A 23,297-nucleotide genomic window follows, 5' to 3' on the forward strand; every position below is an offset into this window, starting at 1 on the left:
CCGGGGGCATCCTCGATCAGCTGAGCGGCGCTCTGCCGGTCCGGATCCTTACATCGCCCGCAGAGCCGTCATGCGTGCGCTCCAGGGTGTCGTCCGATCTCTACATCGCAGTCCGTCAGCCGCGACCAGTCGCGCGCGGCCGCCGCTTCTCTGCGCTCTCTCGCCAGGGCCCGGCACACATCCCATCGCATGTCCGGGTGCGGAGGCTTCCGGGGAAGGCCCAGGTACACCGGAGGTGCCATGGTCGTCTTGGTGGCTGCGTAGGTTTCAAGCGAGAGCGCTTGTCGGTGGGTTTCGGCATCACGCGTTGCCCGGAGAGCACGTGAATGTTGGTGAGAAGTAAGAGCACCCGAGGTGGCGGGGAGCTCGATCGTGCGTGCGCAGCCAGCCCCGTTCGTGGCAGGATGACGTCATGTTGATCAGAAAGGGCGATGCCGCGTAGGCGCCCGAAGGCCGTCCGCGCTGAGCGATGGCGGCCCCGCAGACACGTTGTAGTTCGGCAGATCCGTGGCGTTTCCGCGAGGACTCGTGCAGCTGTCCGCCGTGTCGAAGATGAGCGGATGTGGCCCGACGCAGTTGCTGACGCACTCGCCCGTTTCGAGTGGGCGTTCAAGCAACCGGGCCGTTATTTGAACGCGTCCCAGGTCTGGGAGCCCGGACTGGAGGCGGAGTATGCCCGCGATGATCTGGAGGAGGCCATGCTCCGCCTCCCTCGCGGTGCCCAGCGTGATCTCGGCCGGCTGATTGCTCGCATCGACGACGAGTTCGAGCGTCGCACTCTGCCGGACCCTGGGCCAGTGAACGAACGGAGGGTGGGCGACTGGTGGTGGTCAAGGATCCGCGAGCGCTGACGCCGATGACAAAGCCTCATGCGACCTGATCAGCTCGTGGTCAGTTGTTGTTCGGCGCGGGCGCGGGTTGTGGCGAGTCGGTAGGAGTCGGTGCCGGTCTCGATGATGTTGCCGCCGAAGGTGAGGCGGTCGACGATGGCCGCGCAGAGGCGCGGGTCGGTGAACGTCTTGGTCCAGCCGGAGAACGATTCGTTCGAGGCGATCGCCACGCTGTTCTTTTCCTACCGCTCGGTCAGTGCGACACAACCCCGGCGAAACGCCGAACGGCTCCGGAATGCCGGGTTCGCGGCGTTCCGGAGCGCGCTCAGGTGGTGGGGCCCCGGGAGGGGGCCAGTGGTTACTTCTTCGGCATCCAGGCCTTCCACGTCGACTCGTTCGCCTTGGCCCACTTCTCGGCCGCGGCCTCGGGCGACAGCTTCTCGTCCGCGATCATCAGGGCGACCTCGTTCTGCTGCTCGGTCGTCCACTTGAAGTTCTTCAGGAACTCCGCCGCCTTGCCGCCGTTCTTCGCGAAGTCCGCGTTGAAGAACTTCTGCAGCGGCGTGTTCGGGTACGCGCAGGCGATCTTCTTCGGCTCGGCGTCGCAGCCTTCCTTGTACGCCGGCAGCTTGACCTCGACCATGTCGATCTCGGCGTTCAGCCACTGCGGCGTCCACCAGTACGTCAGGAACGGCTTCTTCGCCTTGGCGTACTTCTTCATGGCCGTGATCTGGCTGGCCTCGGAACCCGAGTAGTTCGTCTTCAGGTTCAGCTTCAGGTTCTTGATGATCGCGTCGTCGTTGGTGACGTAGTCGGGCGACCCTTCGAGGATCTCGCCCTTGTCACCGCTCTCCGCGGTCTTGAACTCCTTGGCGTACTTGTTGAGGTTCTTCCAGTCCGTGACGTCCGGGTGCTTGTCCGCGAAGTACTTCGGTACGAACCAGCCGATGTGCCCGGTGACACCGAGGTCGCCGCCCTTGACGACGGTCTTCTTGGTGTCGACGTACTGCTTCTCCTCCTTGGGGTGGCCCCAGTCCTCAAGGATTCCGTCGATGTCGCCCTTCGACAGCGCGTCCCACGCGAGGACCTCGCCCATCTGCTGGGTCTTGACGGTGTAGCCGAGCTCCTTCTCCAGGAGGTACGCCGCGACAGCGGTGTTGGCCTGGGCGCCGACCCACGACGGGACGGTCAGCTTCACGGTCTTCTTGTCGCCGGCCTCGTCGCTCTTGCCGGTCTTGGCGGCGCCGCACCCGCTGAGGGCGAGCAGGCCGAGGACGGCGGCGGAAGCGGTGGCTGTGCGGGCTATTCGGGTATTCCGCGTATTCATGCGCATGGTGAGGGTGACTCTCTTCTCTGTCTGGCAGGAGTGAGTAAGAAGGGGGTGTCAGCTGTCGCCGCGGCCGCGGGATCGGCCCGCGCCCGGCTGAGTGAGCCGGTCGAGTACGAGCCCGAGGCAGACGATTGCGGCGCCGGCCGTCATACCGACGCCCATCTCGCCGCGCGAGAGGCCCTTGACCACGTCGTAACCAAGAGCGCCACCGCCGACGAGGGCGCCGACGACGACCACCGCGAGCACCAGGACCACGCCCTGGTTGACGGCGAGCTGAAGCGCCGGGCGGGCCAGCGGCAGCTGCACCTGGAGGAGCTGCTGCCGGGAGCCGGCGCCCATGGAGCGCGAGGCCTCCAGCGCGGAGGGATCGACTTCCCTGATCCCCTGGGTGGTGATGCGTACGACGGCGGGCAGGGCGTACACAACGGCCGCGATGATCGCGGACGCGCGCGTGACACCGAACAGCGCGACCACCGGGATCAGATACACGAACTGCGGCATCGTCTGCATGGCATCGAGCACCGGCCGCATCCACCGTTCGAAGCGCCCCGCCCGCGCCGCCGCGATCCCGAGCGCGAAGCCCAGCAGCAGCGTCACGAACAGCGCCGCGATGACCTGCGACAGCGTGTCGAGGGACTTCGTCCATACGCCGAGTACGCCGATGGCGCCCATCGCGAGCGTGGAGGTGACCGCGGTCGCCCACGAGCCGACCAGCCACGCCAGCGCGGCCACGATCAGCAGCAGGGCCCACCAGGGCGTCCAGACCAGGCCGTCACGCAGCGGATTGAGCACCCACAGCGTGAAGTTCTCCGACCACACCTCGGTGCCGCCGAGGACCGGAATGCCCGACGCGAGGTGCTCGGTGATCCAGTCCTGGGCCTTGTTGACGGGCGTGGAGATGTCGTACGTCCAGGCCTCCGGCCAGGTCTGCGTCAGCAGCGCCCGCCCGGCCGCGGCAGCGGCCGCGGTGACGACGGCGACCAGCGCCCAGGCACGCCACCCGTGCAGCAGCCGCGAGCCGCCCGGCACGGAGGTGCCGATACGCATCCCCGCCGCCGCGGTCGTACGGTCCAGCCAGACCGCGATCAGCACGATCGGGATGCCGGCCGCGAGCGCCTTGCCGACGTCGACGGTGGAGAGAGCCGAGTAGACCTCTTCACCGAGCCCGCCCGCGCCGACGAGCGCCGCGATGACGACCATCGACAGCGCCATCATGATCGTCTGGTTGAGGCCGAGCAGCATTTCCTTGCGCGCGAGCGGCAGCCGCGCCGTCCACAGCCGCTGCGGGCCGCTGGCGCCGAGCGAGGCCGAGGCCTCCAGGACACCGGCGTCGGCGCCGCGCAGGCCGAGCGCCGTGAGGCGGGCCATCGGCGGGGCGGCGTAGATGACCGTACAGAAGAGCGCGGCGGGCGTACCGGTGCCGAAGACCAGCACGAACGGCAGCAGGTACGCGAACGCCGGCATGACCTGCATGGTGTCGAGCACCGGCCGCAGCATCCGGTGGAAGCGGTCGGAGAGCCCGGCCGCGAGTCCGAGCAGGATGCCGAGCACAGACGCGAGCCCGACGGCCACGACCATCAGCGCGATCGTGAGCAGCGTGGCGTCCCACATCCCGAGCAGCCCGCACACGGCGAACACGCCGACCGCGATGCCCGCCGTCTTCGCGCCGCGCCGGTCGAGTCCGGCGGCGCGCCACGCGAAGAGCACGGCCATGACGGCGAAGCCGGCCCAGCCGAGGGAGTCCAGGCCGTTGTAGACGGCGTTGACGGCGTCGGTGGCGGTGTTGGAGAGATGCAGCAGGAAGTACAGGAAGAGGGGGTGCGTCTCGCGGTTGTCGATGACCCACTCGTTGGCGTCGTCGAGCGGTCCCGACACGTCGACGGTCAGGCCGGCGGGCCAGCTGCCTCCGCCCCACAGGACGACCCCGAGCGGTACGAGCACGAACGCGGCGACGGCGAGCGGCAGGAGCTTCCGCCCGGCGCGGTGACGTACGAGAGCGCCGAACCGGCCGGGGGTGGGCGCCGCGGTCTCCTTCGAGGGCGTGGTGACGGCCGCCGTCATGCGGCAACCGCCTTTGCCGTACCGATGCCCGCGACAACCGCGAGCAGCCCCTGGTGGTCGACGACGCCGACGCAGCGTCCGCCCTCCATGACGCGGGCGGGCTCGCCGGTGCGGGCGACGGCCTCGATGGCGGCCGAGACGGTGGCGTCGGGGGACACGGAAGCTCCGGTCTCGGCCTCGCCGATCCCGGCGGGCCGCATGGCCGTGCGTACGGTCATGACCTGCTCGCGCGGTACGTCACGTACGAAGTCCCGCACGTACTCGTCAGCGGGCGCGCCGACGATCTCCTCAGGGGTGCCGAGCTGCACGATCCGGCCGTCGCGCATCAGCGCGATCCGGTCGCCGAGCCGCAGCGCCTCGCTCAGGTCGTGCGTAATGAAGACCATGGTGCGGCCCTCTTCGCGGTGCAGGCGGATGACTTCTTCCTGCATGTCGCGGCGGATCAGCGGATCGAGCGCGCTGAACGGCTCGTCGAAGAGCAGCACTTCGGGGTCGACGGCGAGGGCGCGGGCGAGCCCGACACGCTGCTGCTGCCCACCGGACAGCTGACTCGGCCGACGCTCTCCCATCCCTCCCAGGCCGACCTTCTCGACGACCTCGGCGGCCTTGGCGCGCCGCTCGGCCCGCCCCATGCCCTGGATTTCGAGCCCATAGGCGACGTTGTCGATGACGGACCGGTGCGGCAGCAGGCCGAAGTGCTGGAAGACCATGGAGGCGCGGTGCCGGCGCAGTTCGCGCAGTCGCGACTTGTCCATGGACAGGACGTCCTCGCCGTCGATGGCGATGGCGCCGGAGGTCGGCTCGATGAGGCGGGTCAGGCAGCGTACGAGGGTCGACTTGCCGGAGCCCGAGAGCCCCATGACGACGAAGACCTCGCCCTTGTGTACGTCAAAGGAGACGTCGCGCACGGCGGCGGTACAGCCGGTGCGGGCCCGCAGCTCTTCGGCGGACAGTTCGGCGCAGTCCGGGTCGGCGGGTATTCGGCCGGCCTTGGGTCCGAAGACCTTCCACAGATTCTGTACGGAGAAAACCGGTTCGGCGGCGGCGGGCTCGTCAGTGTTATTGGTGGTGTGGTTGTCGGTCATCACGCATCACCTCCCGGTGCAGTTGTTGAGGCAAGCAGTTCGGCGCACTTCTCCCCGACCATCAGGACCCCGATCATCGGGTTCACTGCGGGCATCGTCGGGAAGACGGATGCGTCGGCGATACGGATGCCTTCGAGGCCACGGATTTTCAAGTCCGGTGACACTACGGCAAGTTCGTCGGAGGAGTCACCCATCCGGCAGGTGCCCGCCGGGTGGTACACGGTGTGCGCGACCTTGCGGGCGTACTCGCTGATGTCCTCGTCGGTGGTGACGTCGGGCCCGGGGCAGACCTCGCGCTTGAGCCACTTGGCCAGCGGCTCGGCCTTGGCGATCTCGCGGGCGATGCGGATGCCGTCGACGAGCGTACGGCCGTCGTAGTCCTCGGGGTCGGTGAAGTAACGGAAATCCAACGAGGGCTTAACAGCCGGATCGGCACTGGTCAGGAAGAGCCGGCCGCGGCTGCGCGGCTTGGGGATGTTCGGGGTCATCGACACGCCGTGCGCGGGGCGCTCGTACCCGAGCCGCTCCGGATTGTCCGTAAACGGAATCTGATAGAAGTGGAACATCAGGTCGGGCCCGCGGCTCTCCGGGTCCCTTCGTACGAAGAGCCCCGCGTCGGAGTCCATGGCCGAGTTCTCGGGGATCGGCCCGTCCGTCTCCCAGACGATGACCGACTCGGGGTGGTCGAGCAGGTTCTCGCCCACGCCGGGGAGGTCGAGCACGACGGGAATCCCGAGCGCTTCGAGGTCGGCCTTCGGACCGATGCCGGAGTGCATCAGCAGCCGCGGGGTGTCCACGGCGCCGGCGCACACGAGCACTTCGCGGCTCGCCTCGACGAGAACCTCTTCCCCGTCCTTGGTCCGGACGCGGACACCGGTCGCCCGCGTGCCCTCCAACTCCAGCTTGTACGCCCAGCTCTCCAGCATGATGTGGAGGTTCGGCCGGTCGAGGAAGGGGTGCAGGTACGCGACGGACGCGGACGAGCGCTTGTTGTTCTCGGGGTGGTAGGCGAGGTCGAAGAAGCCGACACCCTCGTGGAACGGCTCCTTGTTGAACCCTTCCACGCGCGGTACGCCGATGGCGTCCTGCGCCGCGTCGACGAAGTCGCGCGCGATGGCGTTCCGGTCCTTCTCGTCGACCGGCACGATGTTGTTGCGAAGCTTGTGGAAGTACGGCCCCATGGCCGCGGCGTCCCACCCCTCGGCCCCGGCGGCCGCCCACTCGTCCCAGTCGGACGGCAGGGGCTGGAAGGCGATGAGCGTGTTGTGCGAGGAACAGCCTCCCAGGACGCGGGCGCGGCTGTGCCGGATGTGGGAGTTGCCGCGTGGCTGCTCGGTGGTGGGGTAGTCGTAGTCGAGCTCACCGCCGAGCAGGCCCATCCAGCGGCGCAGCGTGAGTACTTCGGGGCGGTCGACATCGGAGGGGCCGCCCTCGATCACGGCGACGCGAACGGACGGGTCCTCGGTGAGCCGGGACGCGATCACCGAACCAGCGGTGCCGCCGCCGACGACGACGTAGTCGTATACAGGCATGGGTTACTGCTCCTCTTTCGTGCAACCACGGAAAAAATTCGGCCGGGAAGGGGCGGGCTGGGAAAGAAGAACCTCAGCCCGCGAACCAGCGCACCGGACGCGGCGCAAGGTTCTGGTAGATGTGCTTCGCCTCGCGATACTCGGCCAGCCCGGACGGGCCCAGCTCACGCCCGACCCCCGACTTGCCGAACCCGCCCCACTCCGCCTGCGGCAGGTAGGGATGGAAGTCGTTGATCCACACGGTCCCGTGCCGCAACCGCCCCGCCACCCGCCGGGCCCGCCCCGCGTCGGCCGTCCACACCCCGCCGGCCAGCCCGTACTCGGTGTCATTGGCCAGAGCGACGGCCTCGTCCTCGGTACGGAAGGTCTCCACCGTCAGGACGGGCCCGAAGACCTCTTCCCGTACGACGCGCATCTCGCGGTGGCACTGGTCAAGAACCGTCGGCGCGTAGAAGTAGCCTTCAGCCGGCCGTACGTCGGAGGCCTCGGGCCGCGCGCCGCCGGAGCGCAGCACCGCGCCCTCCTCCAGCGCGGACGCGACGTACATCTCCGTCTTCGCCAGCTGCTGAGCGGAGACGAGCGGTCCGCACTCGACCCCGTCCTCCGTCCCGCGCCCGAGCCGGATCTTCGCGGCCCGGCGGGCGAGCTCGGCGACGAACCGCTCCCGCACCGACTCCTCGATGATGAGCCGGGAGCCGGCCGAGCAGACCTGGCCGCTGTGGATGAACGCGGCGTTCAGCGCCTGGTCGACGGCGGTGTCGAAGCCTTCCTCAGTCGCGCAGGCATCGGCGAAGACGACGTTGGGGTTCTTTCCGCCCAGCTCCAGCGCGACCTTCTTCACGGTGACCGCCGCCGCCTGCATGACCTTCGTACCGCTGGCGAGGCCGCCCGTGAACGACACGAGGTCGACGTCGGGGTGCTCGGACATCCGGGCCCCCACGGGGTCGCCCGCGCCGGTCACGAGGTTGGCGACACCGGCCGGCAGGCCCGCCTCGACGAGCAGCTCCATGAGCGCGACGGTCGTCAGCGGCGTGATCTCGCTCGGCTTGATCACGAAGGTGTTGCCGGCGGCCAGGGCCGGGGCGATCTTCCAGCTGGCCTGGAGCAGCGGATAGTTCCACGGCGCGATGAGCGCGCAGACGCCGACCGGCTCGTGCACGACGACGCTGTGGATCTCGGGAGAACCGGCGTCGACAACCCGCCCTCCGCCCTCATTGATGACGAGGTCCGCGAAGTACCGGAAGGCGTCGGTCACGCAGTCGACGTCGACCCGGCCCTCCTCCAGCGTCTTCCCCGCGTCACGGCTTTCGAGGAGCGCGATGTCCTCGCGGTCCCGCTGGAGCAGCTCACCGACGCGCCGCAGCAGCGCGGCCCGCTCGGCCACCGGGGTACGGGGCCACTCGCCCGTGTCGAATGCCGTACGGGCCGCTGCCACCGCGGCATCGACGTCGGCGGCACCGCCCTCGGCGATGACGGCGAAGGGCTTGGCGTCCGCGGGGTCGATGATCTCGCGCGTGGCGCCGGAAGCGGCTGCCTGCCACTTCCCGCCCACATGGATGGTCTGTTGTACCGACACGTCGCGTTTCGCCTTCCGTTCCCGATATGTTCCGCCAGTAAGGAGACCGGCAACCGGGAGCCCTCCCCCCGGGGCCGGGAACCATGCGCAATACGTGGCCGAAAGTGCCATGCATCACGACCGTTGTGAGACAAAACCGGTCAGAACGTGTTATTCGGTTTGAAGTGTTCGATCGCCGTGCCGATGATCTTCTCCTGTAGCGGCCACTCATCGGCAGGCGCGGCGACCAGCACGGCCCACAGGTCACCGCTGGAGACACGGAACACGCGCTCGACGCCCCTGCGGCGCCCGCCGCTCTCCTCGCTGTCGTACTCATAGACCAGCTGGGCGGACATGCTCTCGTTGACGGCGCCGTCCACCGGGCCCACGCTGATCTCCTCATAGCCCTCGGTGCCGTCCCGCAGCCCGCCGGATGCAAGGCGCACCGCCTCACCGGGGGTCATGCCCGCCTCGGTGACCCGGAAGATCTGTATGAGCGAGGCCCGGTCGGCCGTCCGGTAGAAGACACGCTCCTTCTCCAGGCTGCGCTCCCAGTCGTCGGGGACGGCGACGGAGAAGCCCTCGGGGTCCTCCACCAGCCGGTATCCGGCGGGCACCTGCGCGGCGTCGGTCGCGTCCGGCGCACCTGTCACATCCGTCACATCCGGCGTTACGGACTCCTCTGCGGTGGTCTCGCCGGAAGCGGTGCTGTCGGCGGTGCTGTCGCCGGTGCTTTCCGCCGCACTGTCGGCCGTACCTTCCGCCGACTGAACGGCCTGCGGCCCTTCCGCCCCCGTACGCTCCTGATCGCCGCCGCCGTTCCCCACGGTGAACCACACGGTCGCCGCGCCCAGCGCCAGTACGACGACCGCGGCCCCGGCGGCGAGCGGCGATATCCGGCCGCGTAAGGAACGCGGGCCGGCGCCGGGATCGTACGCCGGAGGCACGTGGGTCGGAGGCACGTGGGTCGGAGGCACGTACGCCGGGGTGAGCGAATCGGGCGGCGGAGGCGGTGTCGACGGCAGGGGCGGCAGCGGCGGAGGCTGCGGGATGTGGGGAAGGGGCCGCCCCTCCTCACCGCTCTCCCAGCGCTGCGCCTCGTCGTTCCAGTACGGCCCGGCCATCGCTCAGCCTCCCAGCAGTGCGCCGACCGCGGCCACGGCGGCGGCTCCCGACGCCAGGACCTCCACACTGGGGCCCGCCGCCGTGAGCGCGTCGCGCAGCCGGGCGAGGCGCCCGGGAGTGGCCTGGCCCGCGGCCTCGATCTCCTCCTCGGTGGAGACGAGCTCGGCGTCGAGGACGGTGGTGGTCTCGGTGGCGAGCAGCCGGTCCAGGTCGGCCCGGAGCTCCCGTACGGCGAGCAGCAGCTCCTCCTGCGCCGGATCCCGGGACGGCACGGCGCCGACATTCGTATTGGTATTGGTGACCGTGTTCCCGTTCCCAATACCAATGGCACTGTTGTTCACGGTCCCGACATGGACCGACGGCTGCTCATCAGGCTTTCCCACGGCGCGCTCCCCCATCTTTCCCTGCACTGCTGCTGTTGTTGTTGGTGTTAGTGACGCTGTTCCCGTCACCAACCCCAATGGCGCTTCCGTCTGCTGACTCGATGAAGACCCCGCCGGCCCCGACGTTCACGATCTTCTGCTCGAACTCGTCGGTCTGCCAGCCCGCTTCGTGCAGCGCCAGCCGCACCCCGCCGGTCACCCGGTCCTGGACGCTCTTCAGGTAGCGGTTGATGTCCATGTCCTGGAACAGCGACGCGTCCCCGTCGGAACCGAGCTCACGCACCGACCGCGCGGGCCCGTCCGGCAGCGCGCCGCCGTTGCCGCCGGTGAGCATCTTCCACCCACTGATGGCGCCGCGGCCCAGCGTGGCGAGCGCGCTTCCGAACGAACGGGGTGTGTGGGTGAGTGCCCAGACGCTCTTGCCGAACCAGTTGTTGTTGCGGTGCCGGTGGGCGATCCGGTCGGCGTCCTGGAACAACTGCCGTACGGGCAGCAGCACATGCGGTGCCACCTCCAGCATCAGCATGCCACCCTGAGTGTGGACCCGTACGAAGACCGTGACGACAACCTCCTCGCTCCAGCCCCCCACCCGGATCCGCAGGAAGTGCCGACGGCTCTCGCCGCCCTCCTCCACGGACCCACTGCGGTGGGCCTCGAACCCCGTGGAGTCGTACGGCGCCTGGTCGCGCCGCGTGAGCCCGGCGACCGGCAGGAAGACGCACTCGTCGGTCCGGAGTTCGCGCAGCCGGTCGCGCACGGCGGCCGCGAGCCGCGGCGATCCGTGCGGCGAGGGGATGCGCAGCGCCTCGACCAGCGGGACGATGCGATTGATGATCTTCGCGTTGTCGATCGCCTCGGGGGCGCTGTCCTTGCGCGGGCGGAGCTCGACGGAGAGATTCCACGGCTGATACGGACTGCCTGCGCCACAGAAGGGCTGCGAGGCGTTGTACATGACCATGGGTGCGTGCTGCTCGACCCGGATGTACTGCGCGAGCCGGCCGAAACGCAGCCCTGTGCCGCGTTCGGCGGGGTCGGCCGCATGGTTGGGGAACTGCTGAGGGGAGAGTTCGCTGGTCAGGATCCGGGCGAACTGCCCGCGCCGGATCGCCACGACGGTGGTGAGGACGGCGAACAGCGCGAGGATTCCCCAGGCGGTACCGGTGCTGCCGAGGGGCAGGTCCGACTCGCCGAGGAAACCGAAAAGTTCCTCCATGCCGAAGGAGCCCGAGGACCCGAACGGACTCGACTCCCCGTAGCCGCCGAACCCGCTATCGCCGCCATCCCCGCTGTACCCGCCGCTGTACTCACCTCCGTACCCGGAATCGTCGGAGTCCTCCGAGTCGAAGGCGGCGGAGACCAGGCCCCCAAGGATGAAGGCCAGCACGATGCGCCCGTACCAGCGCAGCAGAAATGCCGGGATCAGTCGGTACAGCGGCGGCTGCGCGCTGCTTCCCCTGAGCCACCCGGAGAGGCTGAGCATGAGGCACGGGCCCATGAGCATGACGAACATGCCGCCGGTCAGCGGGACGGCGAGGACCCACAGCACCACAACCGCGGCGGCCCAGGCGAGTTCGGTACGGCGGGCTCGCAAGGCGTGGGCGAGGACGCGGGCGGCGTCGAAGCCGTACGACGGGGCGGCGATGCGCTCCTCGTGGACGTACAGCTCATCGATCACCGCGTCCCGATAACCGGCGTCGAGATACACCCCGGCGCACAGCAGCCGGGTCGCCTCACTGGCAGCGGGCGCCACGGGAGCTCTCCCGCGCAGATCGTCCTGGCCGCCGGGCTGGGTGGGTAAGGCGGTTTGAGGCACCATGCCCCTTTCGCTGTACGAACTCGCCTTAGGGAGGGGAGAGTTCGGATGGAAAGGGGTGACATTCTAAACCTACCGGGACGCGTGTGGCGACGCGTTTGGATCACCACCGCGCGCGCCCCGGCAGCTCAACGCCAAGAGCGCTGCGGCTCAACTCCCCACGGGACCCTCATTCCCCTCGCTGAGATCGCTGGGCTCGTCCCGCACCATCAGACCGGCGACCCACAACGGCATCAGCCAGTGCGCGACCAGGACGGCGGTCAGCACGGGCGCGATCAGCCCCTCGACCTGTACGTCGCCGATCCAGCCGGCCGCACCGACCCCGAGGGCGGCGGCCAGCAGCAGGCCGGAGGTCAGCCGGTGCGCGCGGGCGCGGGCCCGGTCACGGTCGGCGAGCTGACGCTCGTCGAGTACGCGGCCGCGCAGTTCGAGCAGGCCGCGGGTGGCGCTGTTGAGGACGCCGGTCACGAAACACCAGGGCAGCAGCAGGGCCAGCGTGGCGACGAGGGCCCACACTTGCCGCCCCCCGAAGACCACGACGTTCCAGCACACCACCGAGGCGACGGTCATGAGGATGTGCGCGCCGACGAAGAGCCGACGGCGGACGGCTGTGGCATGAAGGGCGGCACCTTCTTCCCGGTTCATCAGCGCGAACATGCGCTGATCGTGCCGAGTGACCGGACCGACCCGAGTGACCTTCACTGCTGCCTGCCCCTGCCCCTGCCCCTGCCCTGCGGTCATCATCACTGCTGCTTCCTCCCGTAGACCTCGTCGGTGAGCGGCCGGAACGGCCGGAGGGAGAACAGCGCCTCCACCGGCAACTCGAAGAACTCGGCGATCTTCAGGGCGAGATCGAGGCTCGGGTTGTACTGCCCCCGCTCGATGTACCCGACGGTCTGATAGTGCGCCCCGACAGCCTCAGCCAACGCCTGCCGCGACACCCCACGCTCGGCCCGAACCATCGCCAGCCTGTTGTGCACCTGCTCGCTCATGTATAAGGAGTACTACATAGCGATGAAGGACTGCAAGCTGGTGGAGGGGTTCAGGGGGTGAGGCTGGGCGTGGCCGGCGGCTGCGATTGCCGCGCAGCCGGGGCGCTGACGACCCCAGGGCGTTGATCGCATCTGCGATGGGGACCGCCCTCGGGGGGGGGAGCCCACGGGGAAGGCTCGGGGGGTGGCCGTTCACCATTGCCGGGCGACGGGCTCGGCGGGTGGGGCGCACGACGTCTAGAAGGCCGATGAAGATCTTGAAATCGCGCCCGGCTTGCACCGGTTCAGCCCGATTGACATTTACCGGCAATCCGGGGTGAGTCGGGCGGTCCGAGCAAGATCTTCAGGAGTCTTCTAGGGGGCGGTGCAGCCCCAGGCTCAGGGACCGACGGGAACGGCCGCTGGTACAACACCCCCATTCCCACGCACACGAGCACGCACGCCGACGGCGGGACGGTCCGTCCGGTCGACCTGCGGACTCATGCCTGCGCGTGTGGGACGCAACAGTTGAATGGGGCGACTCGGGCCGGTGGAGCGTCCACCCCGGCCGGTGATCGGCCGAGCTACAAGCACGTTGCTAGTGTGGGCGGGGCGCACGGGCCACCACGGCACGAGCGAATCCGGCACGCCGGCCACGCCGTGAGCTTTCGCCCACACAGGCCCAGGCGGGCGGCCCGCGCGGATGCGCGGGGGCCGATGCGGGCCCCCCACCGGCCATACGAGCCACACCAACCGGTCGTCCGCCCGGCCCCTGCGTGCCGACGTGGGTCGAAACGCTCCCGTGACGTCCGGAAGCAAACGGGATGCCAACGCCCCCGGCGGCCGAGTCCATCGGCTACCGGGGGCGTTGTCGCGTGCTGGGGCGTGTCAGCGCGTGCTGGCGCGTGCGCCTTAGATCAGGCCGAGGTCGCGCACCGCGTCGCGCTCTTCCTTGAGCTCCTGCACCGACGCGTCGATGCGCTTGCGGGAGAACTCGTTGATGTCCAGGCCCTGGACGATCTCGTACTTGCCGTCCTTGCAGGTGACCGGGAAGGAGGAGATGAGGCCCTCCGGAACGCCGTACGAGCCGTCCGACGGGATACCCATCGACGTCCAGTCGCCGGCCGCCGTGCCGTTCACCCACGTGTGGACGTGGTCGATGGCCGCGTTCGCGGCCGACGCGGCCGAGGAGGCGCCTCGCGCCTCAATGATCGCCGCGCCGCGCTTGGCGACGGTCGGGATGAAGGTGTCGGCCAGCCACTTCTCGTCGTTGACGACCTCGGCGGCGTTCTTGCCGGCGATCTCCGCGTGGAAGACGTCCGGGTACTGCGTCGCCGAGTGGTTGCCCCAGATGGTGAGGCGCTTGATGTCGGAGACCGTGGAGCCGGTCTTCTTCGCGAGCTGCGACAGCGCGCGGTTGTGGTCCAGGCGCGTCATCGCGGTGAAGCGCTCGGCCGGTACGTCCGGGGCTGCCGCCTGCGCGATGAGCGCATTCGTGTTGGCCGGGTTGCCGACGACGAGGACCTTGATGTCGTCCGCGGCGTTGTCGTTGATGGCCTTGCCCTGCGGCTTGAAGATGCCGCCGTTGGCGGACAGCAGGTCGCCGCGCTCCATGCCCTTCGTGCGCGGGCGGGCGCCGACGAGCAGTGCGACGTTCGCACCGTCGAAGCCGACGTTCGGGTCGTCGGTGATCTCGATGCCCTGGAGCAGCGGGAAGGCGCAGTCGTCGAGCTCCATGGCGGTGCCCTCGGCGGCCTTCAGGCCCTGCGGGATTTCCAGGAGACGCAGCTTGACCGGCACATCCGCGCCGAGCAGGTGGCCGGAAGCGATGCGGAAGAGCAGCGCGTAACCGATCTGGCCGGCCGCGCCGGTGACGGTGACATTCACGGGAGTGCGGGTCATGGCGATCTCCGTAAGACAGCTGGCGGTGGGGGTCCCTGCCCCTCGTTGCTGGATATCACCGACACGCCCTGACCCCGACGCCGTTGGCGGCCTCTGAATCTTGACGTGAAGAGATATCCAGCGGTCAGGCTATCGGACCCCGGGAGCGCCGGTCTCCCGACCCCGTGTGGTGCGGCGCACAAACCCCCCGAACGCGGGCGGCCGCCCGCGCTGGAGGGGGGTGCGCGGGCGGCCGACCACCGGGGTGCTGTGCACCCGTGGGGGGATAGGCTGCGCCTTCCCCGTCCGGGCGCGGGCATTCCCCTTTTCTTGACCGGCTGTTCCCGGCTGTTCCCGGCTCTTCCCGCTCTTGCCGGCTACTCCTGCGTGGTGCAGCCCTTCACACCGGTCGCGAGAGTCGCGCACGCCTTCGCGTCAGCGGCCTTGGTGACGGCGACCATTGGGGTGTACGCGTCCTTGTCCGCGTCGACCAAGCCGTTCTGGTCCTTCGGCTTCCCGCCCTGGCCGGTCTCGGCGCCCGAGGCGATCTGCACCTTGTCGCCCACTGTCGCCTGGGTGATACGAGCCCACGCCGCCCCGCACGTCTTGCTGTACCGGACCTCGACGAACGCCGTGCCCACGGTCGCGCTGGACGTCGTCTTGGCGAACTCGCCTCCGCAGCCCATGGCCTCCGGGTCCTCCCCGGTGCACTTGTCGCCGAAGCATTCGACCCCGACAGGCAGCTCGGGAGCCGAAGTGGTCGGTCCGGCCGTCGGCTTCTTCTTCGCGACGGGGTCCTTGTCCTTGCCGCCGAGGTCGGTCAGCAGTACGGCGGCCGCTATCACCAGGAGCGCCCCCACGACGCCCGCCAGGAACATCGTGACCTTCCTGCGCCTGCGCCGACCGTCCGGCGAGCCGGCGCCCGAACCCGGTCCGGGCCCCAGTCCCGAACCCGAACCCGGTCCCGGTCCCCTGCCGCCCTGCTGCGGGGGTATCCCGAAGCCCTGCGGCGGCGCGTCCGTCGGCGTACGCCCTCCCGCACCGGAAGCACCCGCACCAGCACTTCCACCCGCACCATTGCCCACGGCGCCCAGTCCGGCGCCCAGCCCCGAACCCGCACCGATCGAGCCCGCCCCCGGCCCCATGCCCGTACCGGCGAAGCCCGCGCCCGTGGCGGGAGCGGACGGGTCCGTGGTCGTGCGCCGGCCCTGCCGGCCGCCCTTGGCGGGCGACGACGACGGCGTCGTCGTCGACGGATGGCCGAACTCGCCCAGGGCGGCCCGTGCCTGCGAGATCCGTATCGCTTCCATGGTCATGTCGTGGCGCATCTCGGAACGGCTCCAGGCGCGTTCCGCGAGTTCCCACATGGTGGTCAGGTGGTTCGTGTTCGTACCGGTCACATCGGCCAGTGCGACGACCGCGCCCTTGGGCGCGAGCAGCCGGCCGTTCAAGTAGCGCTCCCAGGACGTCTTGCTGTAGCCGGTCCGGTCCGCCACCGCCGCGATGCTGAGCCCACTGCGGTCGACCAGCCGGCGCAGCTGGCTTGCGAACTCCTTGACCTGCGGATCGAGCTCCTCCGGTAGAGCTTTCCAACGAGGCATTGCTTCCCCCTTGTCCCCCCGTACGTGCCTGATGTGCCCCGTGCTCTCGTGTCCCCCTGCCACACCTTCCGCGGTCCGTGTTCCGGACTACCCAGAAGATGCGCGAAGCCAGGATGTCAGTTCCTGGGGCAGGAGCGCACGGGAGCATTCGGCAGTCCGGCGTGCCCCCCTCGCGCGCCCCCTCCCGATTCCCGGGAACAGTGTCCCATCGCAGTGACCCGGCGCGGTCCGTAACCCCGCTGTTGCGCGGTGATCGGGCCGTGGCGGAATGGTCACCTCCGTGCCACAGGGACCCGGCATCCCTTGATCGCGATTGGCGCTTGGCCGACGCTGAAAACCGTGCCGGCGCCCGTCCTCCCTCGGGGGAGAGGACGGGCTCCGGCACGTACGGAAGGGGCCGGACGGTGCCGGCTCTCAGACGCCGCCGTCGAACTCCCGGGCGCGTACGCCCGCTTGGAACCGCGAGGTGGCACCGAGCGTCACCATGAGTTCGGCGACGCGTCTGCGGTACGTACGCAGCGACACGCCCAGGCGGCGGCACGCCGTCTCGTCGGTGTATCCGGCGCTGAGCATGCGCAGGATCTCGCGGGCCTGGTCGTTGAGTACGGGCGGCCGCGCACGCACATAGCCGGCCAGGTCGCCGGCGGTCTCCCAGGCGGCGCTGAACAGCGACCTGACGCCGTCGACCACGTCCGGCGACCGGACCACCGTGTACGTCCGGGTGCCGTGGACCGGCGCTCCGGCCAGGATCGCGATCCGCCGGTCGATGACGATCGCCTCGTGGGCGAGCGGCGCGACGCAGATCCGTATCTGCGCGCCGGAGGCAGCGATACGGAGAAGACGGCGCTCGGCCTCCGCGTCGGACAGCGCCTGAGGGGTGTAGAGCTTGCGCATCGACAGGCCGCCCGGCCTCAGCGGCGGTCGCTTGCCCTCGGCGAAGGCGGCGTTGACCCCGGCCGACCACGTGAAGGGATCCGCGGCGGCGCACAGAAACTCCTGCCGGGCGCCGGCGAAGAGATCTCCGGCCCGTCGGACGAGTTCCTGTTCGCCCCGGAGGGTCACGATCTGATCGCTTCTCATCGTCCGGCCATCTTGCTGCCCGCTCCGGACGGGGGTCAACGCGGTTGCCGGGTGGACGCCCTGCCCTGGCGCCGCCTTACCGCACCGTGAACCGGATCGCCGACTCCAGGAAGGGGATCTCCAGCCACGGTTCGGGCTGCGCCATCAGTGCGAGCAGCACGATGGCGGTGCCGAGCAGGCCGTACGTCGCCATGTCGGTGAAGCGCGAGCGTACGGCGAGCATGCCCACGGACGGGATCACCCGGCGCAGCACGGCTCCGGCGATCAGGGCCAGGCCGATCAGCAGCGTGCCGAGACGGAAGCCGATACCGAACGCGTCGACCGCCACGAGCAGCAGCCCGAGCGCGATCGTGCCGAGAACGGCCAGGAACGGCCACTGCCGGACCGGGGCGGCCCCGGACGCGGCGCGCCCGCCGCCCTCGGGGCGCGCGGTGTCCCGGGTGAACAGCGGAAAGCGCCGCGTGGTGCGGACGGGCCCGTCCGGGCCGGGGGCGCTGACGACGCCCTTGGCCGCCGGTTCGGGCTCGCCCGCGTTGCCAGTAGCGCTAGTCCCGCGCGTCTCGCCAGTCCCGCGCGTCTCGCCAGTCACGTCCGTCACGTCCGTCGGCTCCGCGGCCTGCCCGTCGGCAGCGTCAGCGGACCCCGCGTCCTGCGCGGCCGCGTCCACCGTGACGTCGCCAGTGGCGGCCGGTTCGTCCGGACTCGTAGCAGCACCCATCGGTGGCGCTTCCTTCCCGCTCAGCTCGTGCCGGCGTGTGCGGTGTCGGCGGCCGCGCGCTCCGCCGCCTCGACGACGTTGACGAGCAGCTGGGCGCGCGTCATCGGGCCGACACCGCCCGGGTTCGGAGCGACCCAGCCGGCCACCTCCGCGACGCCCGGGTGGACGTCGCCGACGATCTTGCCGTCCTCGTCCCGGCTGACGCCCACGTCGAGCACGGCCGCGCCCGGCTTGACGTCCTCCGGCTTGATCAGGTGCGGCACACCCGCCGCGGCGATGATGATGTCCGCCTGCCTGAGGTGTGCGGACAGGTCACGCGTGCCCGTGTGGCACTGCGTCACCGTCGCGTTCTCCGACTTGCGGGTCAGGACCAGCGGCATCGGGCGGCCGATGGTGATGCCGCGGCCGACGACCACGACGTTCGCTCCCTTGATCTCCACATCGTGGTGGCGCAGGAGCTGGACGATGCCGTACGGGGTGCACGGCAGCGGGCCGGGCTCGCCGATCACGAGCCGGCCGAGGCTCATCGGGTGCAGGCCGTCGGCATCCTTGTCCGGGTCCATCAGTTCCAGGACACGGTTGGTTTCGATGCCCTTGGGGAGCGGGAGTTGGACGATGTAACCCGTGCACTCCGGGTTCTCGTTCAGCTCCCGTACAACTGCCTCGATCTCCTCCTGGGAGGCGGTCGCGGGCAGTTCGCGCTGGATCGACGCGATGCCTACCTGGGCGCAGTCGCGGTGCTTGCCCGCGACGTACCACTTGCTGCCCGGGTCGTCACCCACCAGCACGGTGCCGAGCCCGGGGACGATGCCCTTGGACTTCAGAGCCGCCACGCGGGCGGTCAGGTCGGACTTGATCGCGGCTGCGGTGGCCTTGCCATCGAGAATCTGGGCAGTCATGCCCCCATCCTCGCGGATGGACCCGCCCTGATTCCAGTCAGGCCGCCTTGGCCGAGGTTGCACTTGCACAACACATAGGCATACCGACTGGACAAAGGCACGACTGTCCTACAACGATGATCGGCGCAGTGCCGCGGACAGCGGCGGGGGGGCACCGCTTATTTCTCTGTGACGTTCCTCCGCTCGGGCCGCGACGTCCCCAGCACTTCCAACGGAGGAACCCCGCCATGAGTTTCGGCGACCCGAACAACCCGTACGGCCAGCCCGGCCAACCGCAGCAGCCGCCGCCGCAGCAGCCGCAGGGCCAGCCCGGCTACGGCTACCCCCAGCAGGCCCCGCAGGGCGTGCCGCCGCAGCAGGGCTACGGCTACCCGCAGCAGGGCGCTCAGCAGCCGGGCCAGCCTTACGGCGCGTACCCGCAGCAGCCGCCCGGCACGCTCCAGGCCAACAGCGGCTACATCAACGTCCCGGTGCTGGGCACCGTTCAGGTCGCCACGATGGGCCGTCGCTTCGCCGCGCGCCTCATCGACGCCGTCATCATCTGGGTCCTGTACTTCATCCTCAGCGCCGTCGGTCTCGCGGGCGCGTTCGGCGCTGCCGAGGGCATGGAGGACTGCACCAACCTCGACCCGCTGAGCTCGGCGTACGAGTCCTGCGTCAACGACCAGGCCGAGGCGGCCGGCGGCATGGTCGCCGCGTTCCTCGGGGTCATCCTCATCTTCTTCGTGGCCACGCTGCTCTACGAGTGGCTGATGATTGCCTTCCTCGGCGCCACGGTCGGCAAGCTGGCGCTCGGCCTGAAGGTCGTCAAGGAGAACACGGGCCAGGTCCCGGGCATCGGCGGCGGCTTCATCCGCTGGATCATCCCGATGGCCGGCGCGCTCCTCTGCGGCATCGGCCAGCTCCTGGTCTACCTCTCCCCGTTCTTCGACAACTCCGGGAAGCTTCAGGGCTGGCACGACCGTGCCTCCGGCACCCTGGTGATCAAGAAGTAACGACCGTACGCACGAGAGGCCGCAACCCGACGGGGTTGCGGCCTCCGGCACGTCTGCGTCAGTGGAAGAAGTGGCGCGTGCCGGTGAAGTACATCGTCGCGCCCGCCTTCTTCGCGGCCTCGACGACCTGCTCGTCACGGACCGAACCACCGGGCTGGACCACGGCCTTGACGCCCGCGTCGAGCAGAATCTGGAGCCCGTCCGGGAAGGGGAAGAAGGCGTCCGAGGCGGCGAAGGCGCCCCGCGCGCGCTCCTCGCCCGCACGCTCCACCGCGAGCTTCGCGGAGTCGACGCGGTTGACCTGGCCCATGCCGACGCCGACGGACGCGCCGCCCTTGGCGAGCAGGATCGCGTTGGACTTCACGGCGCGGCAGGCGCGCCAGGCGAAGGCCAGCTCGGCGAGTTCGCCCTCGGAGAGCGCCTCGCCCGTGGCGAGCGTCCAGGTCGACGGGTCGTCGCCCTCGGCCTGGAGCCGGTCGGTGACCTGGAGCAGAGCGCCACCGTCGATGGCCTTGACCTCGACGACATCCGACGGAGCGTCGGGGCAGACCAGCACCCGGATGTTCTTCTTACGGGCGAGCACCTCGACAGCGCCGTCCTCATAACCCGGCGCGACGATGACCTCGGTGAAGATCTCGGCGACCTGTTCGGCCATCGCCACGGAGACCGGCCGGTTGACGGCGATCACGCCACCAAAAGCCGACAGCGGGTCGCAGGCATGCGCCTTGCGGTGCGCCTCGGCGACGTCCGCACCGACGGCGATGCCGCACGGGTTGGCGTGCTTGATGATCGCGACGCAGGGCTCGGTCTGGTCGTACGCGGCGCGCCGCGCGGCCTCGGTGTCGGTGAAGTTGTTGTACGACATCTCCTTGCCGTGCAGCTGCTCCGCCTCGGCGAGGCCGCCCGTTCCGGAGGTGTAGAGCGCCGCGGGCTGGTGCGGGTTCTCGCCGTACCGCAGCACGTTCTTGCGCTCGTACGTCGAACCGAGGAAGTCCGGGAAACCACTGTCGTCCGCGGCCGCGTAGTCGGCGGCGAACCAGGACGCGACAGCGACGTCGTACGCAGCCGTGTGCTGGAAGGCTTCGGCGGCGAGACGCTTGCGGGTCGTCAGGTCGAACCCGCCACCCTTCACCGCGTCGAGGACATCGGCGTACCGCTCGGGGCTGGTGACAACCGCCACAGACGGGTGGTTCTTGGCGGCGGCGCGGACCATCGAGGGACCGCCGATGTCGATCTGCTCGACGCACTCGTCCGCGGTCGCGCCGGAAGCGACGGTCTCCTTGAACGGGTAGAGGTTCACGACCACGAGGTCGAAGGGCTCCACGCCCAGCTCCTCCAGCTGCGCGCGGTGCGCGTCGAGCCGCAGGTCGGCGAGGATGCCGGCGTGCACACGCGGGTGCAGCGTCTTGACCCGGCCGTCCAGGCACTCGGGGAAGCCCGTGAGCTCCTCGACCTTGGTGACCGGGACGCCGGCCGCGGCGATCTTCCCGGCGGTGGAGCCGGTGGAGACCAGGGTGACGCCCGCCTCGTGCAGGCCGCGGGCCAGCTCTTCGAGGCCCGTCTTGTCGTAGACGCTGACCAACGCGCGGCGGATGGGCCGCTTCGTACCTTCGGCGGTCACTGGATAACTACCTTTCGTCCCTCAATGCGAAAGCCGTTACGGGCCAGGCGCCCCACGACATCGACGAGCAGCCTTCGCTCGACTTCCTTGATGCGCTCATGAAGAGCGGCTTCATCGTCCCCGTCCCGGATCTCGACCACGCCCTGCGCGATGATCGGACCGGTGTCGACACCGTCGTCGACGAAATGAACCGTGCATCCGGTGACCTTCGCGCCGTACGCGAGTGCGTCGCGTACGCCGTGGGCTCCGGGAAAGCTGGGCAGCAGGGCGGGGTGCGTGTTCACGAAGCGGCCGCCGAAGCGCGCGAGGAATTCCTTCCCCACGATCTTCATGAAGCCGGCCGAGACGACCAGATCGGGCTCGTACGCCGCCGTCGCCTCGGCCAGCGCCGCGTCCCACTCGTCGCGGGAGGCGTAGTCCTTGACTCGGCAGACGAAGGTCGGCAGCCCGGCGCGCTCGGCACGTTCAAGACCCGCGATCCCGTCCCGGTCGGCACCGACGGCCACGACCTGCGCGCCGTACGCGGCGGGGTCGTCGCCGATGGCGTCGAGCAGGGCCTGGAGGTTCGTACCGGAACCGGAGACCAGCACGACAAGGCGGGCGGGCGTGCCGGGGGGACGGCGGGAAGGGGGCGGGGAGGCCACGGCGGGTCTCTTTCTCGCGGATGGTGCGGCTTGTGTGGTCGTACGAACGAATCGTGTCCCCCGATACGGGGAACTCTACGAAGACGCCAACCGTCGGCAACGATACCGGCACACCGAGCGGCCCCCACGGGACGGGTACGTGGCCGGGAGGTAGCGTCAGGGGACAGGTTCAGTCTCCAGACTGGGACAATCCGTCTCCGGACGGGAACCGATCGACACACAAGACCCTGTGTGCACGGCGCATCGGGTCTGAGGGGAAGACGTTCACCAGATGACGGACCGACGCCGCCGCGCGGCTCTCCGCCTGCCGCTTTCCGCGACGCATGCGGGACAGCGGGGTTCACAGTTGCTGCTGCGGGACCGCCAGTCCTCGTCGACACCGCCTCCGTCCCGGCAGGGGGACGACAATCCTTTCGCGCCGCCTCCCGAGGGGCAGCCCGACCAGCCGTGGCAGCCGCGCAAGCCGGCGGACGGCGGCGGCCAGAATGACGGCGGCGACGAACCGGACGCCCCGTCGTCCTCCGGGGGCAGCCAGTGGAGCCCCCGCCAGCCGGGCCGCCAGAGCGGCGGATTCGGTCGGCCCGGCGGACGCCAGGGCGGCCCGGAGGGGCCGGGCGGCGGCCAGGGAGGCGGCGGCACCGGCCCGGGCCTGCGCTGGGATCCCACGGACCCCGCGCAGCGCCGGGCGCGTTACGCGCTGCTGTCCGGCATGTGGGCGTTCTTCTTCGCACTGTTCGACCTCCCCGAGGTCGCGCTGCTGCTGGGTGCGTTGGCGCTCTACTGGGGCATCAGCTCGCTGCGGGCGAAGCCTCGCCGCGCCCAGGACGCGGCGGATGCCGCGCCCGCTCCCGCGTCGTCTACGTCCGGCAGCACCAGGCCGCAGACGACGGCGGCGGTGAGCGGCCTGGTCACGGCGGCGCTCGCGCTGACGATCGTGGCGACGACGTTCACGGTGCAGCTGGTCTACCGCGACTACTACACGTGCGTGCAGGACTCCCTGACTCAGTCCGCCCAGGCGTCCTGCAACGACCTCCTCCCGAAGCCGCTGCGCCCGATCTTCGGCGTAAAGGAGTAGCCACACCTACCGCGTCATGAAGCCCGCCCCCCGCGCCTGTTACGCAACGAGGGGCGGGCTTGTGACCACGCCCGTCCCGGTACGAGGCGACCGAGGCG

The 23,297-nt window shown here is 69.8% G+C and carries 20 protein-coding genes and 1 pseudogene; 3 read left to right on the forward strand and 18 right to left on the reverse strand.

The window, feature by feature from the left end; translation table 11 throughout:
- The first annotated feature begins 560 nt into the window (after window positions 1-560).
- On the forward strand, window positions 561-851 hold the full coding sequence (locus J7E89_RS11600; RefSeq protein ID WP_214972297.1) for a hypothetical protein: 291 nt from the start codon (window positions 561-563) through the stop codon (window positions 849-851).
- Between the two features lie 29 nt (window positions 852-880).
- Here the strand turns inward: J7E89_RS11600 and J7E89_RS11605 are convergent.
- The 16 genes and pseudogenes from J7E89_RS11605 to J7E89_RS11680 all read right to left on the reverse strand — a co-directional run.
- Window positions 881-1,072: pseudogene (locus tag J7E89_RS11605) on the reverse strand (ATP-binding protein); the annotation flags it as partial.
- Between the two features lie 116 nt (window positions 1,073-1,188).
- Window positions 1,189-2,157 carry an ABC transporter substrate-binding protein gene (locus J7E89_RS11610; protein WP_214972299.1) on the reverse strand — a complete coding sequence of 323 codons (969 nt, stop codon included), beginning with the start codon at window positions 2,155-2,157 and terminating at the stop codon, window positions 1,189-1,191.
- Window positions 2,158-2,214: 57 nt separating this feature from the next.
- The gene (locus tag J7E89_RS11615; RefSeq protein WP_214972308.1) at window positions 2,215-4,221 is read right to left on the reverse strand and encodes a proline/glycine betaine ABC transporter permease; all 2,007 of its coding nucleotides are present in this window, start codon (window positions 4,219-4,221) and stop codon (window positions 2,215-2,217) included.
- Complete coding sequence (locus J7E89_RS11620; RefSeq protein ID WP_214972310.1) at window positions 4,218-5,306, reverse strand: glycine betaine/L-proline ABC transporter ATP-binding protein; 1,089 nt, start codon at window positions 5,304-5,306, stop codon at window positions 4,218-4,220. Before J7E89_RS11620 ends, J7E89_RS11615 begins: the two co-directional genes overlap by 4 nt.
- Window positions 5,306-6,838 (reverse strand): GMC family oxidoreductase, encoded by a 1,533-nt coding sequence (locus J7E89_RS11625; RefSeq protein ID WP_214972312.1) that lies wholly within the window; start codon window positions 6,836-6,838, stop codon window positions 5,306-5,308. Before J7E89_RS11625 ends, J7E89_RS11620 begins: the two co-directional genes overlap by 1 nt.
- Before the next feature lie 73 nt (window positions 6,839-6,911).
- On the reverse strand, window positions 6,912-8,414 hold the full coding sequence (locus J7E89_RS11630; RefSeq protein ID WP_308315437.1) for an aldehyde dehydrogenase family protein: 1,503 nt from the start codon (window positions 8,412-8,414) through the stop codon (window positions 6,912-6,914).
- Window positions 8,415-8,554: 140 nt separating this feature from the next.
- Window positions 8,555-9,517 (reverse strand): serine/arginine repetitive matrix protein 2, encoded by a 963-nt coding sequence (locus tag J7E89_RS11635; protein ID WP_214972317.1) that lies wholly within the window; start codon window positions 9,515-9,517, stop codon window positions 8,555-8,557.
- A 3-nt stretch (window positions 9,518-9,520) separates the two neighbouring features.
- Entirely contained in the window at window positions 9,521-9,901 is a 381-nt protein-coding gene (locus J7E89_RS11640) for a hypothetical protein (protein WP_308315438.1), read from the reverse strand.
- On the reverse strand, window positions 9,888-11,651 hold the full coding sequence (locus J7E89_RS11645; protein ID WP_214972323.1) for a hypothetical protein: 1,764 nt from the start codon (window positions 11,649-11,651) through the stop codon (window positions 9,888-9,890). Before J7E89_RS11645 ends, J7E89_RS11640 begins: the two co-directional genes overlap by 14 nt.
- A 213-nt stretch (window positions 11,652-11,864) precedes the next feature.
- The gene (locus J7E89_RS11650; RefSeq protein WP_214972326.1) at window positions 11,865-12,371 is read right to left on the reverse strand and encodes a hypothetical protein; all 507 of its coding nucleotides are present in this window, start codon (window positions 12,369-12,371) and stop codon (window positions 11,865-11,867) included.
- Window positions 12,372-12,457: 86 nt separating this feature from the next.
- On the reverse strand, window positions 12,458-12,706 hold the full coding sequence (locus J7E89_RS11655) for a helix-turn-helix transcriptional regulator (protein ID WP_214972329.1): 249 nt from the start codon (window positions 12,704-12,706) through the stop codon (window positions 12,458-12,460).
- 891 nt (window positions 12,707-13,597) lie between these two features.
- Window positions 13,598-14,587 carry a malate dehydrogenase gene (locus tag J7E89_RS11660; RefSeq protein ID WP_214972332.1) on the reverse strand — a complete coding sequence of 330 codons (990 nt, stop codon included), beginning with the start codon at window positions 14,585-14,587 and terminating at the stop codon, window positions 13,598-13,600.
- Window positions 14,588-14,943: 356 nt separating this feature from the next.
- Window positions 14,944-16,167 carry an XRE family transcriptional regulator gene (locus J7E89_RS11665; protein ID WP_214972334.1) on the reverse strand — a complete coding sequence of 408 codons (1,224 nt, stop codon included), beginning with the start codon at window positions 16,165-16,167 and terminating at the stop codon, window positions 14,944-14,946.
- A gap of 414 nt (window positions 16,168-16,581) precedes the next feature.
- A complete protein-coding gene (locus J7E89_RS11670) occupies window positions 16,582-17,247 on the reverse strand; it encodes a helix-turn-helix transcriptional regulator (RefSeq protein WP_214972336.1) in 666 nt (221 codons plus the stop codon).
- A gap of 76 nt (window positions 17,248-17,323) precedes the next feature.
- Complete coding sequence (locus J7E89_RS11675) at window positions 17,324-17,965, reverse strand: DUF3017 domain-containing protein (RefSeq protein ID WP_214972338.1); 642 nt, start codon at window positions 17,963-17,965, stop codon at window positions 17,324-17,326.
- A gap of 20 nt (window positions 17,966-17,985) precedes the next feature.
- Entirely contained in the window at window positions 17,986-18,864 is an 879-nt protein-coding gene (locus tag J7E89_RS11680; RefSeq protein WP_214972340.1) for a bifunctional methylenetetrahydrofolate dehydrogenase/methenyltetrahydrofolate cyclohydrolase, read from the reverse strand.
- 227 nt (window positions 18,865-19,091) lie between these two features.
- On the opposite strand from J7E89_RS11680, the gene J7E89_RS11685 reads away from it, so the two are divergent.
- On the forward strand, window positions 19,092-19,859 hold the full coding sequence (locus J7E89_RS11685; protein WP_214972342.1) for an RDD family protein: 768 nt from the start codon (window positions 19,092-19,094) through the stop codon (window positions 19,857-19,859).
- 58 nt (window positions 19,860-19,917) lie between these two features.
- Here the strand turns inward: J7E89_RS11685 and purH are convergent, their stop codons facing one another.
- Together purH and purN are read right to left on the reverse strand one after the other, a co-directional pair.
- Entirely contained in the window at window positions 19,918-21,480 is a 1,563-nt protein-coding gene (gene purH, locus J7E89_RS11690) for a bifunctional phosphoribosylaminoimidazolecarboxamide formyltransferase/IMP cyclohydrolase (RefSeq protein ID WP_214972345.1), read from the reverse strand.
- Entirely contained in the window at window positions 21,477-22,124 is a 648-nt protein-coding gene (gene purN, locus J7E89_RS11695) for a phosphoribosylglycinamide formyltransferase (RefSeq protein ID WP_214972348.1), read from the reverse strand. The genes purH and purN overlap by 4 nt, the downstream gene beginning before the upstream one ends.
- A gap of 271 nt (window positions 22,125-22,395) precedes the next feature.
- Here purN and J7E89_RS11700 point away from each other — a divergent pair, with 271 nt between their 5' ends.
- Window positions 22,396-23,199, forward strand: coding sequence for a hypothetical protein (locus tag J7E89_RS11700; protein WP_214972350.1), 804 nt, complete (start codon window positions 22,396-22,398; stop codon window positions 23,197-23,199).
- The last annotated feature ends 98 nt before the right edge of the window (window positions 23,200-23,297 follow it).

This window comes from Streptomyces sp. ISL-100, assembly GCF_018614615.1.
In the GTDB taxonomy this organism is placed as follows: domain Bacteria; phylum Actinomycetota; class Actinomycetes; order Streptomycetales; family Streptomycetaceae; genus Streptomyces.

Bases quoted from the DNA above. Each gene is read 5' to 3' on its own strand.
- J7E89_RS11600 (WP_214972297.1), top strand. From the start codon at position 561: ATGTGGCCCGACGCAGTTGCTGACGCACTCGCCCGTTTCGAGTGGGCG.
- J7E89_RS11610 (WP_214972299.1), bottom strand. From the start codon at position 2,157: ATGAATACGCGGAATACCCGAATAGCCCGCACAGCCACCGCTTCCGCC.
- J7E89_RS11615 (WP_214972308.1), bottom strand. From the start codon at position 4,221: ATGACGGCGGCCGTCACCACGCCCTCGAAGGAGACCGCGGCGCCCACC.
- J7E89_RS11620 (WP_214972310.1), bottom strand. From the start codon at position 5,306: ATGACCGACAACCACACCACCAATAACACTGACGAGCCCGCCGCCGCC.
- J7E89_RS11625 (WP_214972312.1), bottom strand. From the start codon at position 6,838: ATGCCTGTATACGACTACGTCGTCGTCGGCGGCGGCACCGCTGGTTCG.
- J7E89_RS11635 (WP_214972317.1), bottom strand. From the start codon at position 9,517: ATGGCCGGGCCGTACTGGAACGACGAGGCGCAGCGCTGGGAGAGCGGT.
- J7E89_RS11650 (WP_214972326.1), bottom strand. From the start codon at position 12,371: ATGTTCGCGCTGATGAACCGGGAAGAAGGTGCCGCCCTTCATGCCACA.
- J7E89_RS11655 (WP_214972329.1), bottom strand. From the start codon at position 12,706: ATGAGCGAGCAGGTGCACAACAGGCTGGCGATGGTTCGGGCCGAGCGT.
- J7E89_RS11660 (WP_214972332.1), bottom strand. From the start codon at position 14,587: ATGACCCGCACTCCCGTGAATGTCACCGTCACCGGCGCGGCCGGCCAG.
- J7E89_RS11665 (WP_214972334.1), bottom strand. From the start codon at position 16,167: ATGCCTCGTTGGAAAGCTCTACCGGAGGAGCTCGATCCGCAGGTCAAG.
- J7E89_RS11670 (WP_214972336.1), bottom strand. From the start codon at position 17,247: ATGAGAAGCGATCAGATCGTGACCCTCCGGGGCGAACAGGAACTCGTC.
- J7E89_RS11675 (WP_214972338.1), bottom strand. From the start codon at position 17,965: ATGGGTGCTGCTACGAGTCCGGACGAACCGGCCGCCACTGGCGACGTC.
- J7E89_RS11680 (WP_214972340.1), bottom strand. From the start codon at position 18,864: ATGACTGCCCAGATTCTCGATGGCAAGGCCACCGCAGCCGCGATCAAG.
- J7E89_RS11685 (WP_214972342.1), top strand. From the start codon at position 19,092: ATGAGTTTCGGCGACCCGAACAACCCGTACGGCCAGCCCGGCCAACCG.
- J7E89_RS11700 (WP_214972350.1), top strand. From the start codon at position 22,396: ATGACGGACCGACGCCGCCGCGCGGCTCTCCGCCTGCCGCTTTCCGCG.